We start from the raw sequence: 15,113 nt of genomic DNA on the forward strand, positions 1-15,113 counted from the left end.
CGATGTACACAACCCGGGCCGGCCCGGGCCGGTTGGGCGGGAGGGCCGGGCGGCCAGCGGCCGGCCACGGGGCGTGGAGGGGGAAAGGAGGGAGTCGATGGACGCGATGAAGGCCACCAACGTCACCTGGCACGAGGGTCACGTGGACCGGGACCAGCGCTCCCGGAGCCTCGGCCAGCGCGGTGCGACGCTCTGGCTCACGGGCTTGAGCGCCTCGGGCAAGAGCACCATCGCCTTCACCCTGGAGCACCTGCTGATCGAGCACGGCTGGACCGCCTACGTGCTCGACGGCGACAACATCCGCCACGGGCTCAACAAGAACCTCGGCTTCAGCGCCGAGGATCGGGCCGAGAACATCCGCCGGATCGGCGAGGTCGCGGGGCTCTTCGCGGACGCCGGCGTCATCACCCTGACGAGTTTCATCTCGCCCTACCGGGCCGACCGCGACCGGGTCCGTGACCTGCACCGGGAGGCGGGCCTGCCGTTTCTCGAGATCTACGCGAACACCCCGATCGAGGTCTGCGAGCAGCGCGACCCGAAGGGCCTCTACCGCCGGGCGCGGGCGGGGGAGATCAAGTCCTTCACCGGCATCGACGACCCCTACGAGCCGCCGCTCGCCCCGGAGATCGAGCTGCGCCCGGACCGGATGTCGGCGCCCGAGTGCGCGCTCGCCATCGTGGCGGAGCTGCAGCGGCGGGGGATCCTGCCCGGAGACCTCGGCTCGCGGCCGTAGCGCTACAACCCGCGGGCTACGGGCGAGGGCTCCCGCCTGGGGCGGCCAGGGTGAAGGCCGGGCCGAGCGCCCTGCGGATCTCCTCCAGCGTGAGGTGCCGCGCGTACGCGGCCCCGCTCGGGGTCATCTGGTCCCACTGGCAGGTCACCTGCCGCACGCCGGGCTGTTTCGCCGAGCGCAGCCAGAGGCGGGTCTTGTAGAAGAGCTGCGTCGGTGGGTCGCGCCCCGACCACCACCCGCCGTAGCCGTCGCCGATGCCAATCCCGATCCCCACACCGGTGGAGCCGCGGCCGCCGCCGATCCCGATGCCAATCCCCACGTCGGAGAGGACACCCACGCCGGTCCCGAGGCTGATGCCGACCGCCGCCAGCTGGACCGGCTGACTCATCCCCCAGTCGCTGCTCGGGCTGACGGACCGGCCCACCCGCCAGACCTCGAACACGTCCGGTTCCACGGTCTGGGGCGACTCGGACACGGTCACGATCTCGAATTCGCAGTACGGGTCCATCTCCCCCGAACCCACGGCCTGGACGTCGGCGTGGGCCTGGTTGGCGGGGATCCGCAGGGGCTCGTGCAGGGTCAGCGTCCACCCCGGGGCGACCTGCTGGTAGGCCAGGCTGGCGTAGGGGCTGGAGGGGGGGGTGGCGCAGCCGACGAGGGTCAGGCCCAGGCCGGCAGCGAGGGAGGCGAGCGAAGTACCGCGCATGGCCGTCACCTGCAGAGCCGTGTGCCGCTGGATGAGGGCACCATAAGCGTGACGGAAGCGCGCTTCAAGCGGACTTTCCGGAGTCCAACTCGCGGTGGGGGAGGGGCGGGTTGCCCGGATGCGGGTGCGCAGGAAATCCGGGGGCTTGCAATGTGTTATCTTTCGCCCCCCACGTGCGGCCCCAGGGCAGGCAGGAGCAGGCCCGGGCAGCTTTCTTTCGAAGGGCTGACGAAGCCACAGTGCTTGAGCTTCCTCGAGCTGTGAGGGACTGGAATGAGCTCCACCGACGTTGAGACCATCTCCGAGCCAGACCACGACAGTGTCGTGACGGTGACGCTCACGCCCTCGGCCATCATGGACGCGGTCTTCGCCACTGCCGACCAGGTGCACACCGGCTGGGACTCCTGCGTGGACCCCGCGCTCGTCGTCTCCGACATGACCGTGGGGGACGACTCCAGCGGCAATTACTGCCGGCTGGTGGAACAGGCCTACACCGAGGACGAGCAGCCCGACGTGAGCTGGCACGACTGGGCGGTGGAACTGCGTCTGGGGGAGGTCTACGTCACCGCCCACTGGCGGAGCGAGGAGGACGCGAGCCCTTCGGACTGGGAGTGGTGCGCCATCCAGGCGGAGGAGGCGTTCTCCCGCGCCTGCGTGCTGCTCGGCAAGCGCGTCCGCCGGGGTCTCGTGGTCGACGAGCCCGTGCGGGCGCCGAAGCCGGCAAGGACGCATCACTGAGGGGGTTGGCCCAGGGGGCTGGCGCCGCCGGTCTGGCGCGGGACTGTCGACTGGGGCACGTTTTAGCCTGTCGAGGCCCTTTACAGGGACACGGGGATGGAAGCCTCGTGTGGGCTCGTTCGTGCGTAACCGATTGAAAAAGCTCTAGAGGCACGGTTCTTGCTGTGGTTGCTGTGGTAGTTCCTGCCGTGCAAACGGCCGGCTGCAAACGGTGGGGTCGGTGCCATGAGGCTGCCAGGTCTGCTCCTGTTCGGGGCCCTTCTCCAGGCCTCGCTCGCGGCATCTTTGCCCGCCCGCGCGGACACGATTTCGTTCGACGTGCCGAATCCCGTTCCCCTGGACGGCCTGACTGCAGGTGGCGTCACCTTCGGGTACCAGGACTCGCTCTGGGGGTCAGCCGTGAACGCCCGGGCCGGGGTGCCGTGGCCTTCGGGCTTCGAGCCCTCGGTGTTCTCGGGGGGAGTCCTCTACGCCGATGCCCGGGGTGTGCTGACCCTGGACTTCGCCCGTCCCGTGGACCGCCTGGGCTTCGACCTCGCAGTGAGCACGTACCGGTGGGTGAGCGAGGTGGGCGGGTTCGAGCTCTTCGGTCCCGACCTCGAGCAGAGTTGGACCTCGGTCGTCGCCGTGGAGCCGGTGCCGGGCGCCTGGGCGGTCTCGGGGCATTTCGAGTACTCCGGGGCACCGGTCTCCCGGCTCGTCGTCCAGATCGACGGGATGGCGCTCCGGTGGCTGCTCGCGTGGGGTGTGGCGCCGCCGCTGCTGGTGATGGATAACCTGGACTACGGCGTCGCGGAGGCCACTGGCCGGGCCCGGGCCTCCTTCCACACGCCGCTTCCGCCTGCCGGGGTCTCTCTCGCGGGGGCGCTGGCTGCACTCCTGGCATTGAGCCGCCGCCCCCGGGGCCGCTGAGTCGCCGCTGAGTCGCCGCTGAGTCAGCGTCTCCTGCGTGTCCGTCTTTCCCGGCGAGGCTACCGGGGCGTTGCCTTGCGCCCGCCTGCAGGCCCCTGTGCCCTGGTACGGGAGGGGGCGCCACTCGCCAGCTTCCGGACCAGCTCGACGTGCCGGGGCAGGCAGCGGGCGAGCGAGTAACGCTCCTCCACGGTCTGCCTCGCCCGCTCGCACAAGGTGTCCCGCCCGGCGTGAAGGTCGAGCGCCTCGGCGACGCGTCCCGCGATCTCCTCCGGCGAGAAGAAATCCGCGAGGAAGCCATTACGCCCGTCCTCGATGACCTCTTCCACGGGAGCCGTGCGCGACCCTACGACCAGGCAGCCCGCGGCCAGGGCCTCGAGCATCGACCAGGAAAGGACGAACGGGTAGCTCAGATACACGTGGGCCCGGGAGACCTGCAGGACCTTCAGATAGCGCTCGTAGGGGACTCGCCCGAGGAAGTGAGCCCGGGATCGGTCCAGGTCCACCTCTTCCAGCAGGTGCTCGCGCCAGCTGCGTCCGTCGACCGGACGGCTGCCGTAGCTCACCCCGTCGCCTCCGACGATGACGGCGTGACAGCGTGGCCTGCGTTTCAGGAGGATCGCGAGGGCTCGCATGAAGGACGGAAACCCCCGGTACGGCTCGAGGTTCCGGGCGACGTAGGTCACGACCTCGTCTTGCGCGGACAACGTCAGGCCGGAGTCGACCTCCAGCCTCGCGGACGGGTCGGGCCGAACGGTCGTCGTGTCGATGCCTTCGTGGAGCACCGTGAGCTTGTCGCGATACTCCGGGGGATGCAGCGTCCATTGCCAGTGGGTCGGGGTGACCCCGTGGTCGGCGATGGAGAGATTGAGGAGATGGAGCGCGTTCTTGGTGCGGATCCGGCAGACGTCGTCCAGGCCGACCTCGCGTCCCGGCTCGAAATCCACGTCCGTTCCGAACGCGTGATAGAAATACTCGAAATACCCGAGAAGGGCCGCCCGGGGCCACACGTCCTTCAGGTACAGGGCCTCGCCCCATCCCATGTGGGCGCAGACCACGTCGGGCTGGAAACCCTCCTTCTTCAGGGCCTGGGCGGCGCGCGCCACCTCCTGGCCGTTCAGCACACCCTCTTCGAAATTCCGCAGGTACCGGTGCGTCGATGGGGAGGGGGCGCGCCTCGGCACCCACTCGATCTTGCGCACACGGGGAAGCTCGGGGCGCTTCGGCTTCGAGAAGAAGACGACCTGATTGTCCGGGTCGGCCGCGAGCCTCGGGGCCAGGTGCTTGTATTGCCCCGGGCAGTTGTTGTGTACGAAGGCGATCCTCATCCGTCCGTGACGGCCCGCCGGAAGCTGTCGAGGATGGGCTTCAGCACATAGCTCAGGGCGGTGCGCTGGCCGGTCGCGATGTGGACCTCTGCGGGCATGCCGGGGCTCAGCACTACGCCCTCCATCCCCTTCATCGAGTCGCTCGTCATCTCGATCCGGGCGAGGTAATACGGGTATCCGGCCGGGTCCTGCAGCCGGTCGGCGGAGATGTAGGCGAGCGTCCCCTCCGCGCGCGGAGTGGTGCGCCGGCTGAAGCCCGTGAACAGCACATCTGCGCGCATGCCGAGTTTGAGGGAATCCACGTCGGTCGGTTTGACCTTGACCTCCACCACCTGGGACTCGTCCCCTGCCACGAGGCTCAGGATGCTCGCGCCTGCCGGAAGCACGATGCCCGACGCTCGGTACTTGAGCGCGACTACGGTCCCGGCGTAAGGGGCGCGGACCACCGTGCGTTCCAGGATGTCCCGCGCGGCGTTGCGCTTTTCCGTCGCGTCGAGCAGGTCGGACTGGACCTCCTGCAGCTCACGGCTCACCTCGCTCAGGCGCTGCGTCCGCGCCGACGCCATCTGCGAGCGCGTCTCGCTGATGCGGTCGTTGGTGCTCGCGATCTGCGCGGTGTATTGGCCGATGGTCCCCTTCAGCGCGGCCGAGTTGCGCTGCAGCGCGAGCAGCCGCGGCTTCTCGTAAATGCCCTTGTCGAAGAGGGTCTTCGCGGCGGTCAGTTCTTCCTTGATGTAGCCGAGCTGCTCCTCGGTGGAGCGGCGCTGGACGTCGTAGCCCGAAATCTGGTTCTCGTACTGCTTGATGCGTTCTTCCAGGGTCTTGAGCTGCTCGCTCAGTGCGTCGCGGCGGGCCCGGAACAGGTTCTCCTGGGCTGTCATCAGTGCGGCGGCGTCTCCCCCGTCGCCGGTCATCCCGAGGATCTCCGGGGAGAACGCGATGGCGTCGGTCCCGTCCCGTTCCGCGATGAGCCGCGCCTCCCGCACCCGCAGGCTCTTGTAGCGGGCGTCGAGCCCCTGGAGCCGCGCCCGGGACTGGGTGTCGTCGAGCCGGGCAAGTACCTGTCCGGCCTCGACGTGCGTGCCGTCTTCCACCAGGACCTCGCGCAGGATGCCGCCTTCCAGGTGCTGGACCGGCTTGTCGCCCCCCGCGAGCTTGACCTCGCCGGTGACCACGACGGCCACCTGCAAGGGGACGAGCGTTGCCCAGGCCCCGAAGCCACCGACCACGAGGAGCAGGATCAGCAGGCCCACCGCGATGATGGAGCGATACTCGTGTTTGACGGGAGGGGCCTCTCCCCGGACGTCGGTGGCGGGAAGGACAACTTCAGCGTCCTCGACCGGGACCGCCGGGCCGGCGGAGGATGGGGACTGGCTGCCTTCGCCAGACGCGGCCTCACCCTCGATCGGCTCGGAGGGCGGGCCTTCTGCCCGCGAGGACTTCTCCGTGTCGGCGGCGGGGAGGGCGACTGCCCGGGTTCCCCGGGACGGCTGGGGCAGGGCTCCCGGGGATGCGGAGGGAGACGGGGAGGGGGCTGGGCCCGGGGAGGGCGGGGGACCGCCGGCTCCGGCGGGCCTGCCAGGAACCCTCGGCCGAGGCCTGCCTGCAGTGGTCGGCGTCGCGCCACTGGGCGCCCGGGGGTACGGCGGTAGCTCGAGGGCCTCCGGCTCGCCCTCGCCATGCGTCGCCGGCTTTGCCGGGCCCCGGCGCCGCTCAGCCTGCTGGCCCTCCAACTCCCTCTCGATCGCGCGCTCGATGATGCTCATGGTATGGCCCGACAGTCCCCGTTCGTTCTCCACCCCCGTTCCCGGCCTGTAAGCGGCACCCGCTGGGCCCCCCTTTAGGTGTTCTGACCGAGCACCTGCAGGCGGGCGGCCGGCGCCCCGGCGGGCAGGCGGCCCACTGCCGGCCCAGGCGGAAGGATCCGGGCCAGGACGTCGGAGCGTGGCCCGAAGAGCTCGACGTTGCCGTTGCGGAGCACCAGGAGCTTGTCCGCCCCGTCGAGCAGGCTCGGCCGGTGGGTGATCACGATGACCGTCATCCCGGCGGAGCGGGCGGTCCCCAGGGCCCGAACCAGCGCCTGCTCGCTCTCGCTGTCCAGATTGGAGTTGGGCTCGTCGAGCACCACCAGGCGCGGATTCCCGAAGAAGGCCCGGGCCAGCCCGATGTGCTGGCGCTGGCCGGCCGAGAGGGCAGACCCGTTCTCACCCACGTCGGTTTCGTAGCCCTTCGGCAGGCGCTGGATCATCTCGTGGGCGCCGGTCAGCCGCGCGGCCGCAATCACCGGCTTCACGTCCACGGTCGGTGCCATGCGGGCGATGTTCTCTGCGACGGTCCCGGAGAAGAGCTGGACCTCCTGGGGGAGGTAGCCCATGTGGTGTCCGAGCTGGTCGGGGTCCCAGTGGCGCAGGTCCGCGCCATCCAGTCGGACCGTACCCGATGCCGCCGGGATCACCCCCGCGATGACCCGGCCGAGCGTGGTCTTGCCGGCGCCGCTCGGTCCGACGATGCCGAGCTGCTTGCCCGGCTCGAGGTCGAAGGACACGCCCTGCAGGATGACCCGCGGTGTTCCCGCAGTGGGGGAGCCGCTGATGACGGTCACCTTTTCCACCTGTAGGCGGCCTTCCGGCGAGGGGAGGGCGAGACCGCCGGCCTGCCGCAGATTCTGCGCGAGGAGCTCGCTCAGGCGGCCGAACGCGGCGTGGCCGGAGACGAGCGTCTTCCAGGTCGAGATCGAGGCCTCCACCGGCGCCAGGCCGCGCGACATGATCATGTTGGCGGCGATCATGGCGCCGACCAGGAGCTCGTGCTGGAGGAAGAGATAGGCGCCGACGCCGTACAGGGCGACCTGCAGGGCCATGCGGACGAAGCGGGCGAAGGTGCTCACGGTCACCGCCCGGCCGCTCGCGACGGAGAGCTGGCGCAGCTTCTCCTGGTTCTGGCGCTCCCAGCGCCGGACGACGGCCGGCACCATGCCCATCGCCTGGATGGCGTCGGCGCTGCGCACGTAGTCGTCGACCCGCGAGAAGCCCTTGAGGGTCTCGGTGTTCATCTTCTTCAGGGCGGGCCGGCTCACCACCTCGTTGACCACTGCAAGGATCATGAGCACCACGGTTCCGGCCAGGGCGACCCAGGCCAGCGTGGGGTGGAAGAAGTACAGGGCGCCGATGTAGAGCGGCACCAGCGGGAATTCGACCATCCGGTAGATCTCGCTACCGGTGAGCAGGCCGCGCAGTTCCGTGACGTCCCGCAGGGCCTGGCCGCTGGCCGGGCGCACGATCCCGCTCGTTCGCAGCACGGCCTCCAGCACGTCCCCCCCCAGGCGGGCGTCCAGGCCCTGGGCCACGCGCGCCAGGACCTTGCCGCGCACCAGCTCCAGGGCGGCGGTGGCGAGAATGGCGCCCATCACCATCAGGGTGAGCATGAGCAGGGTCTCCCCGCTCATGGTGTTGAAGACCAGTGTGAAGACGCTGAAGATGTAGATGGGCAGCGCCAGTTGCAGGACGCTGATGCACAAGGAAAAGAGGACGACCGCCAGGAAGGCGCCGCGGAACTGGCGCAGGACCTTCAGGAGCGGGGAGGGTTGCCTGGGGGTCATCGGTTGAGGTCTCCGAACCGGTTGGGGACGTCCCGGCCTGAATTGTAGGCCAAGCGGCCGGTCCCGCACCGGGCAAAAAAAAGGGCCGGGGTGGCCGAGGCCCCCCGGCCCCACTTCTGACCGCTGCCGTCGGCCGGCGTGGGCCGGCCGACGTTACGGATGGCTTACGCGGGCTGCACGTCGTACAGGTCGCAGTCGCCCGGCATGCCGGGGCATGCACAGTTGCCGACGAAGATGTCCACGCTCTCGCCAGCCTCGATGTCCTCGATCGTCTGGTAAGCGCCGACATCGCCGCCCGTCACGCCCTCGAGCTTGATCCAGAAGTTGGACTCGAGCTCGGGATGACCGGGGTTGTCATAGGCAAGCCACGTGGTGTTGTCGAACGCCAGGTAGGTGTCCACGCCGTTGTCCCACACCTCGATGCCGCGCTGGCCATTCGCTGCGGGGTTGTCGCTCAGCGCCTCGGTGCTCGAGACGAGGTCCGTTACGTCGTCGAGGCAAATCTTGTCGCCTGCCTCGAGGTCCTTGATGATGTCGTTGCCGTCCAGCCCCATCGTGATCTGGCCGTCTTCATAGCCGAACCACGAAATGGTCGCGAAGCGGTAGACGAACGTGTCGGCACCGGCGCCGCCGGACACGTAGTCGTTGTCCGCGCCACCGCCAACCGTGTCGTTGCCGCCTGCGCCGTTGACGGTGTCCTGTCCGTCGCCGCCGCAGATGCAGTCGTCGTCTTCACTGCCGGTGATGTTGTCGTTGCCTCCGCCACCGGACACGATCTCGCCGTTGGTGATGACGTCGTTCCCCTCGCCGCCCTCGATGATGTCGAAGCCGGCGCCGCCGTCCATCGTGTCGTTTCCGGCCTCACCGTACATCACGTCCTGGTCGGCGCCGCCGTACATCTTGTCGTCCTGGTCGCCGCCGTACATGGTGTCGTTGCCGGTGTCACCGTACATGGTGTCATAGCCGGTGCCACCGAACATCAGGTCACCGAGGGGCTTCTGGAGCGCATCCTCGCAGGGGTTGCACACGACCGACGTGAAGTCATTGGCGCCGCCATACATCAGGTCGTTGCCTTCCTCGCCGTACATGGTGTCCTGGCCGGCGTCGCCCTTCATGGTGTCGTTGCCGGTCTCACCCTCGAGGAGGTCGTCACCGCTGCCGCCCCAGATCTTGTCGTTGCCGGCGTCGCCGTGGACGGTGTCGTCGCCTGCCCCGCCCATCAGCACGTCGTTGTGCGAGCCACCGCTGATGAAGTCACTGCCGTTGTCGCCGGAGATGAAGTCGGTGCCGCGCTCGCCGAACAGGACGTCGTTGCCCTCGCCACCGTAGATGCTGTCACCGGAGAAGTCGTCGCCGTATCCCGACGGGAGTTTGTTGCCGTAAGGAACGGCGGCAAGGCCCAACTCGTCCGAATAGGCCTTCACCTCATTGACATACAGGCCGTAGCCGCCGTAGATGACGTCGTCACCGCCTTCGCCGTTCACGAAGTCGGCGGCGCCGCCCATGGCTGCCCAGTCGTTCGGGTTGGCGACGAAGTCGTCCAGCTCCTGGGTGCCGTACGGGGCGTTGTTGTAGGCATTCTCGAGCTGCGACAGGTTGTTGGAGCCATCCAGCACCACACCAAAGGTCGGGAGGAACCCATATCCCGGAATCACCCCGGAGGTGGTGTTGGCCTGATTGTTGAACAGCACGAACTTCTGCAGTGCCATGGTCGATTTCCTCATGCGCAAAGTCTTGGACGTCCGCGAGACCCAGCGCCCCCCTCCGAAGCCCTTGTCAGGCTCCCGATACGCTCGGCAGCCTCTGTAGAAGGTGACTGGTTCGCTCCGCCGGAGAATGGTCCGTTGTTCGCCCAGAACTGGCGACCTGGACCGGTTCCCCGTCGCCCATCCTTTGCAACAGTCGTGCCCGGTGCGCCGGGGCGCTGGAAACCCAGGGAATTCAAATGGGTTACGGGCTCGGGTGAGGGGTGGGAGGAGGCTGCTCGCGGGGAGTGTAAACAAGTTCGACAGCGTCCCCGCAGCCCGGCCCGACCGGGGGAAGCGATGGCCGCCCGGATCTGTGAGTCAGTTCCCATTTCAGGGGTCTTTCTGCCGCGGGCGACGTGTCCGGCGGCCTGCCGACACTGTAAATGTTTCCGACATAGGGAGACGAGGGGGCGCCGCGAAAATGGAAACGGGCGGTCACCCGGAGGGTGACCGCCCGCCCCTGCCTCCCCTGGCTCGAGCCACGAACCTTGCTACGCTGCCGACCCCCCTCGTCCTCGAGGGCCGGCCCTGCCGCTACACTATCCGCGCAACGCTACCTTCCAGCCCGCCTGCGAGCCCGTTGCGATCCCCTTGCGCCAGGCGTCGTCCTTCCCGCGTGTGTCGTTCCAGCGCGTCATCCTAACCCGCCCGGCTCCGGCGCAGGGCGCCCAGCAGCCCGAGGGCCGAAAGGAAGAGCGGCAAGGCGGCCGGCACGGGCACGGGGCTGGCCTGCCACGTGATGTCGCTGGTGTGCGAACCGTCGAAGGCATAATTTGTCCCGCCAACCTTGTTCGTATCGCCATACTCAAGGGTCTCTGAAAGCGTCCCGGAGTCTAGCTGGAGGTAAAGGGTATATAACTGGTCATAAACATGGGTCCCTGGCAGGGCATCGGTACGAAAGATCTCTGCGTTGATCTGCAGGTAACCGGAACCGGAGTCCTCGAACGGATTGGCGCCGTAGGAAGCGCTACCGAGGGATTTGACAGCGCCGTTTGTTCCGGGGTCGAGCTCCCAAAAGCTCTGGTCCTCCCAGACCACACCGGGTACCAGGGGCTGCACAAGGCCAGGGTTTTCGCCTCCAGCGCTGGTGGCGATGTTCGCATCACTCCGATAGAAGACCGGCATGGAATCGTTGTAGACGTTTGTCGGGGAGTACGGGGGGTTGTTCTCCTGCGCGAGGTAGCCGTTCAGTTTCAGGCTCACGACATCGTTCACGGTCCACTCAACGGAAGCGCCGGCCGCAGCAGCGTCCGAGAGGTTGAGCGTGAGCACGCCCGAGATGGGCACGGGGGTGTTGAACACAGCCGATGTCGAATCATAGAACCACGCACCGACACCCCCGGTGAACGTGAAATCAACTTCCACTGCTTGCGCCGCCTGCAGGGTGGCCAAGCTCAGACCGGCCGCCACGACGGCCCCGGTTAGCGTGCGTTTCGTGAACATCGCTGAGACTCCCTGGGTTCTGGGTGGTTGGCTCGATGCAGTTTGACGAGGGTCGAGTGCAGTCGCCAGGATGCGGTCGGGCCGAAGCATTTCCCGTGCCTGATGGCGCCCAACCCGCGGAGACTCAGCCATTTGACATAGGCGAGGGTTCGGCCCCGCCCCGTCGGGGTCGCCGGCTGTAAAGTCCACCGACAAGCCCGTGTTCCCGGGCGCGGGGAGAGGAGGGGAGCGCTCGACGCGCCGAGCACCCGAGGCCGAGCGCCGGGAGGGGAGATCGAGGGGGTGAGGAAGAGCCGGCCCCGACTCAGGGGCGCGACCGCCGCAGGGCTGCGGTTGGTGCCGGAGAGAGGACTTGAACCTCCACGGGGTTACCCCCACTAGTACCTGAAACTAGCGCGTCTACCAATTCCGCCACCCCGGCAGGTGCGGTCTCCCCTTGCAGGGAGGGCAGAAAATGTACTGTCCACCCCCGGGGTTGTCAACGGAAAATGGGGACATTCTGGTTTTCCCGCAGGCCAACGCCGCTGCGGGTCTCCAGAGGGCCCTGGTGTGGTCCCTGGGGCCCGCGGCCCGCCTCGCGCTCCCGGAATGCAGAATGTCCCCATTTCCGTAAGCGGGCCCTACAATGCGCCCCTGCCCCCCGGAGGAACCCCCCGTGACCCGCAAGACGCGCCGCCAGGAAGACACCTGGCGCGAGGCCGACGCCCACCTCGGCCGGGAGACCCGGCTCTACGAGCGGCCGATCCCCAGCCGTGAGTTCGTCATCGAGCACCTGAAGGCGGCCGGCAAGCCCCGGACCCGGGAGCGGCTGGCCACGGAGCTCGGGCTCGACGAGTACGAGAGCGACGCGCTCCAGCGCCGTCTCGACGCGATGGTCCGGGACGGCCAACTGGTCCGCAACCGCCGCGAGGGGTACCTGCTCGTCAACCGCACCGATCTGGTCTCGGGGCGGGTCATCGGACACCCGGACGGCTACGGCTTCCTGGTTCCCGACGACGCCAGCGCGGACCTGTTCCTCTCGGCCCGGGAGATGCGGGGCCTCGTGCACGGCGACCGCGCGGTGGTCCGGGTCTCCGGGGTGGACCGGCGCGGGCGGCGCGAGGGGGCGCTGGTCGAGGTCATCGAGCGCAACACCCAGCAGGTGGTCGGCCGTCTCTTCGTGGAGAAGGGCGTCGCCTTCGTGGTCCCCGACAACTCGCGGGTGCGCCACGACATCCTGGTCCCGCCCCAGGACCTGCACGGGGCGAAGACCGGCCAGATCGTGGTCGCGGACCTGATCGAGCAGCCGACCCACCGGGCGCCCCCGCTCGGGCGCGTGGCCGAGGTCCTCGGCGACCACATGGGGCCGGGGATGGAGATCGACATCGCCATCCGCTCCCACGGCCTGCCGTTCACTTGGCCCGAGGGTGTGGAGGACGCGGCGGCCGGCTTCGGCCACACGGTGCCCGAGGCGGCACTCGCCGGGCGCAAGGACCTGCGTGCGCTCCCGCTCGTCACCATCGACGGCGCGGATGCCAAGGACTTCGACGACGCCGTGCACTGCGAGCCCACGCCGAAGGGCTGGCGGCTCTACGTCGCCATCGCCGACGTATCGGCCTACGTCCAGCCGGGCAGCACCATCGACGCCGAGGCGAGGAGCCGCGGCACCTCGGTCTACTTCCCGGGGCGTGTCATTCCCATGCTGCCCGAGGCCCTCTCGAACGGCCTCTGCTCCCTCAACCCCGAGGTCGACCGGCTGTGCATGGTCTGCGAGATGCTGGTCACCCGGGAGGGCGAGGTGACCCGCTCGCGCTTCTACCCGGGCGTGATGCGGTCCCACGCCCGGCTCACCTACGACCAGGTCGCCGCCGCGCTGGTGGAGGGTGACCGAAAGGTGCGCCGGGAGCTCGGCGACCTGCTGCCGCACCTGGAGGAGCTCTACGCGCTCTTCCGGGCGCTGCGTGCGGCCCGGGAGGAGCGGGGCGCCATCGACTTCGAGAGCGTGGAGACCCGGATCGTCTTCGGCCCCGGCAAGAAGATCGAGCGGGTCGAGCCGGTGGAGCACAACGACGCCCACCGCCTGATCGAGGAATGCATGGTCGCGGCCAACATCTCCGCCGCGCGCTTTCTCGCCCGCCACAAGATGCCGGCGCTGTACCGCGTTCACGACGGGCCGACCCGGGAGAAGCTGGAGAGCCTGCGGGAGTTCCTGACCGAGTTGGGGCTGCGCCTCCGGGGCGGGGCTTCGCCGGAGCCGGGGCACTACGCGAAGCTCCTGGAGGAAGTGGGCCGGCGGCCCGACCGCCACCTGATCCAGACCGTGATGCTCCGCTCGCTCGCCCAGGCGGTCTACAGCCCGGAGAACAACGGACACTTCGGGCTTGCGCTCGATGCCTACGCGCACTTCACCTCGCCCATCCGCCGCTACCCGGACCTCGTCGTGCACCGGGCGATCCGGCACGTGCTGGAGGGCGGGCGCCCCGGGGACTTCGTCTACCGGCCGGTGGACATGGTCCCGCTCGGCGAACACTGTTCCATGACCGAGCGGCGGGCCGACGACGCAACCCGCGACGCCGTGGACTGGCTCAAGGCCGAGTACATGGTGGACAAGGTGGGCGAGGTGTTCGACGGGACGGTGAGCGGGGTGACGTCCTTCGGGCTCTTCATCGAGCTCGACGGGGTCTACGTCGAGGGCCTGGTCCACGTCACCGCCCTCAAGGCGGACTACTACCACTTCGAGGCTGCCCACCATCGCCTGGTGGGTGAGCGCACCCACCGCGTCTACCGTCTCGGCGACCGCCTGCGGGTCCGGGTCGTGCGGGTCGACCTGGACAACCGCAAGATCGACTTCGAGCTCGCCGACGCCGAGGCGCCGCCTGTACGGGGCCGCCGCGGAAAGCGCTAGAAAAATGGGGACATTCTGCTTTTCCCGCAGCCCAACGCTGGCGCGGCTTTCCGGGCTACCTCCGTGCGGCCCTCGAAACTCGTGCTACGCCTCACGATCCCGGAGCGCAGAATGTCCCAGTTTCCCTGGGAATGCGGGAGGGTGGGGGTGAACCGTAACGTCTTCGGACTGCACGCCGTCGCCGCACTGCTCGAGCACGAGCCGGGTCGGGTGACGCGGCTCTGGGTGCTGGAGAGCCGCAAGGACGCGCGTCTCAACCGGCTGGTGGAGGTGGCCCGCAAGCGCGGCGTACCGATCAACGAGTCCACTCGCGTGGAGTTGGACAGCCTCGCGGAGGGGGCCCGCCACCAGGGGGTGGTCGCCGCCTATGCGGGGGAGTCCGCTCCCCTCGGTGAGGCGGACCTGGAGCGGCTGCTGGACGCAGCGCAGGGCCCGGCGCTGGTCCTGGTGCTGGACGGGGTCCAGGACCCCCACAACCTCGGTGCCTGCCTGCGCACGGCCGACGCGGCCGGCGTTCACGCCGTCGTCGCCCCGCGCGACCGGGCCGTCGGGCTGACGCCGGCCGTCCTCAAGGTGGCGAGCGGGGCCGCCGAGTCGGTGCCCTTCGTGCAGGTGACCAACCTGGCCAGGACGCTGCGGGCCCTCAAGGACCGCGGCCTGCAGGTGGTGGGCGCGGCGGGCGGGGCCGAGCAGCCGCTCTTCGCGGCCGATCTCTCCGGCCCGCTCGCCCTGGTGATGGGTGGGGAGGGCGGGGGCCTGCGCCGCCTCACCCGCGAGCAGTGCGACGCCCTGGTGCGCGTGCCCATGGCCGGCACGGTCGAGAGCCTGAACGTCTCCGTCGCCGCCGGCGTCTGCCTGTACGAGGCCGTCCGGCAGCGCAGCTAGGACTGCTCGGTCCCACACCACGGGTCCGCACCTTGCGTCCGGTCGTTGTGCTTCTGGGGGTCAGAGCCCAACGGTACGCAGACCCCAACGGCACGCAGTCGCCCGTCCTCGGGGTGTCCGGGAGATTCGTCCTTCCTA

11 protein-coding genes and 1 tRNA gene are annotated in these 15,113 nt (G+C 69.0%); 5 read left to right on the forward strand and 7 right to left on the reverse strand.

The genetic code is table 11. The features are described from left to right. Window positions 1–97 precede the first annotated feature (97 nt). Window positions 98–733: an adenylyl-sulfate kinase gene (gene cysC / locus KA217_01365; GenBank protein MBP7711104.1), complete on the forward strand. Its 636-nt coding sequence runs from the start codon at window positions 98–100 to the stop codon at window positions 731–733. 16 nt (window positions 734–749) lie between these two features. Here the strand turns inward: cysC and KA217_01370 are convergent, their stop codons facing one another. Further along, the gene (locus KA217_01370; protein ID MBP7711105.1) at window positions 750–1,439 is read right to left on the reverse strand and encodes a hypothetical protein; all 690 of its coding nucleotides are present in this window, start codon (window positions 1,437–1,439) and stop codon (window positions 750–752) included. Between the two features lie 273 nt (window positions 1,440–1,712). On the opposite strand from KA217_01370, the gene KA217_01375 reads away from it, so the two are divergent. Together KA217_01375 and KA217_01380 are read left to right on the forward strand one after the other, a co-directional pair. Further along, window positions 1,713–2,177 (forward strand): hypothetical protein, encoded by a 465-nt coding sequence (locus KA217_01375; GenBank protein MBP7711106.1) that lies wholly within the window; start codon window positions 1,713–1,715, stop codon window positions 2,175–2,177. Between the two features lie 225 nt (window positions 2,178–2,402). Further along, window positions 2,403–3,089, forward strand: coding sequence for a hypothetical protein (locus KA217_01380; GenBank protein MBP7711107.1), 687 nt, complete (start codon window positions 2,403–2,405; stop codon window positions 3,087–3,089). Between the two features lie 59 nt (window positions 3,090–3,148). Here the strand turns inward: KA217_01380 and KA217_01385 are convergent, their stop codons facing one another. From KA217_01385 to KA217_01410, 6 genes are all read right to left on the reverse strand, one after another. Next, complete coding sequence (locus KA217_01385; protein ID MBP7711108.1) at window positions 3,149–4,417, reverse strand: glycosyltransferase family 4 protein; 1,269 nt, start codon at window positions 4,415–4,417, stop codon at window positions 3,149–3,151. Next, a complete protein-coding gene (locus tag KA217_01390; protein MBP7711109.1) occupies window positions 4,414–5,670 on the reverse strand; it encodes an HlyD family type I secretion periplasmic adaptor subunit in 1,257 nt (418 codons plus the stop codon). Before KA217_01390 ends, KA217_01385 begins: the two co-directional genes overlap by 4 nt. Window positions 5,671–6,257: 587 nt before the next feature. Next, window positions 6,258–8,015 carry a type I secretion system permease/ATPase gene (locus KA217_01395; protein ID MBP7711110.1) on the reverse strand — a complete coding sequence of 586 codons (1,758 nt, stop codon included), beginning with the start codon at window positions 8,013–8,015 and terminating at the stop codon, window positions 6,258–6,260. 164 nt (window positions 8,016–8,179) lie between these two features. Next, complete coding sequence (locus KA217_01400; GenBank protein ID MBP7711111.1) at window positions 8,180–9,724, reverse strand: hypothetical protein; 1,545 nt, start codon at window positions 9,722–9,724, stop codon at window positions 8,180–8,182. A 678-nt stretch (window positions 9,725–10,402) separates the two neighbouring features. Continuing rightward, entirely contained in the window at window positions 10,403–11,206 is an 804-nt protein-coding gene (locus KA217_01405; protein ID MBP7711112.1) for a hypothetical protein, read from the reverse strand. A gap of 334 nt (window positions 11,207–11,540) precedes the next feature. Beyond that, window positions 11,541–11,627: transfer RNA gene (locus KA217_01410), tRNA-Leu, on the reverse strand. Window positions 11,628–11,831: 204 nt separating this feature from the next. Here KA217_01410 and rnr point away from each other — a divergent pair. Together rnr and rlmB are read left to right on the forward strand one after the other, a co-directional pair. Beyond that, window positions 11,832–14,090 carry a ribonuclease R gene (gene rnr, locus KA217_01415; protein MBP7711113.1) on the forward strand — a complete coding sequence of 753 codons (2,259 nt, stop codon included), beginning with the start codon at window positions 11,832–11,834 and terminating at the stop codon, window positions 14,088–14,090. Between the two features lie 111 nt (window positions 14,091–14,201). Beyond that, on the forward strand, window positions 14,202–14,975 hold the full coding sequence (gene rlmB / locus KA217_01420) for a 23S rRNA (guanosine(2251)-2'-O)-methyltransferase RlmB (protein MBP7711114.1): 774 nt from the start codon (window positions 14,202–14,204) through the stop codon (window positions 14,973–14,975). Window positions 14,976–15,113 lie beyond the last annotated feature (138 nt).

The organism is Gammaproteobacteria bacterium, from assembly GCA_017999615.1.
Classification (GTDB): domain Bacteria; phylum Pseudomonadota; class Gammaproteobacteria; order JAABTG01; family JAABTG01; genus JAGNLM01.

Excerpts from the sequence above, each read along its gene's own strand:
- cysC (MBP7711104.1), top strand. The coding sequence starts at position 98 with ATGGACGCGATGAAGGCCACCAACGTCACCTGGCACGAGGGTCACGTG.
- KA217_01370 (MBP7711105.1), bottom strand. The coding sequence starts at position 1,439 with ATGCGCGGTACTTCGCTCGCCTCCCTCGCTGCCGGCCTGGGCCTGACC.
- KA217_01375 (MBP7711106.1), top strand. The coding sequence starts at position 1,713 with ATGAGCTCCACCGACGTTGAGACCATCTCCGAGCCAGACCACGACAGT.
- KA217_01380 (MBP7711107.1), top strand. The coding sequence starts at position 2,403 with ATGAGGCTGCCAGGTCTGCTCCTGTTCGGGGCCCTTCTCCAGGCCTCG.
- KA217_01385 (MBP7711108.1), bottom strand. The coding sequence starts at position 4,417 with ATGAGGATCGCCTTCGTACACAACAACTGCCCGGGGCAATACAAGCAC.
- KA217_01395 (MBP7711110.1), bottom strand. The coding sequence starts at position 8,015 with ATGACCCCCAGGCAACCCTCCCCGCTCCTGAAGGTCCTGCGCCAGTTC.
- KA217_01400 (MBP7711111.1), bottom strand. The coding sequence starts at position 9,724 with ATGGCACTGCAGAAGTTCGTGCTGTTCAACAATCAGGCCAACACCACC.
- KA217_01405 (MBP7711112.1), bottom strand. The coding sequence starts at position 11,206 with ATGTTCACGAAACGCACGCTAACCGGGGCCGTCGTGGCGGCCGGTCTG.
- rnr (MBP7711113.1), top strand. The coding sequence starts at position 11,832 with ATGCGCCCCTGCCCCCCGGAGGAACCCCCCGTGACCCGCAAGACGCGC.
- rlmB (MBP7711114.1), top strand. The coding sequence starts at position 14,202 with ATGTCCCAGTTTCCCTGGGAATGCGGGAGGGTGGGGGTGAACCGTAAC.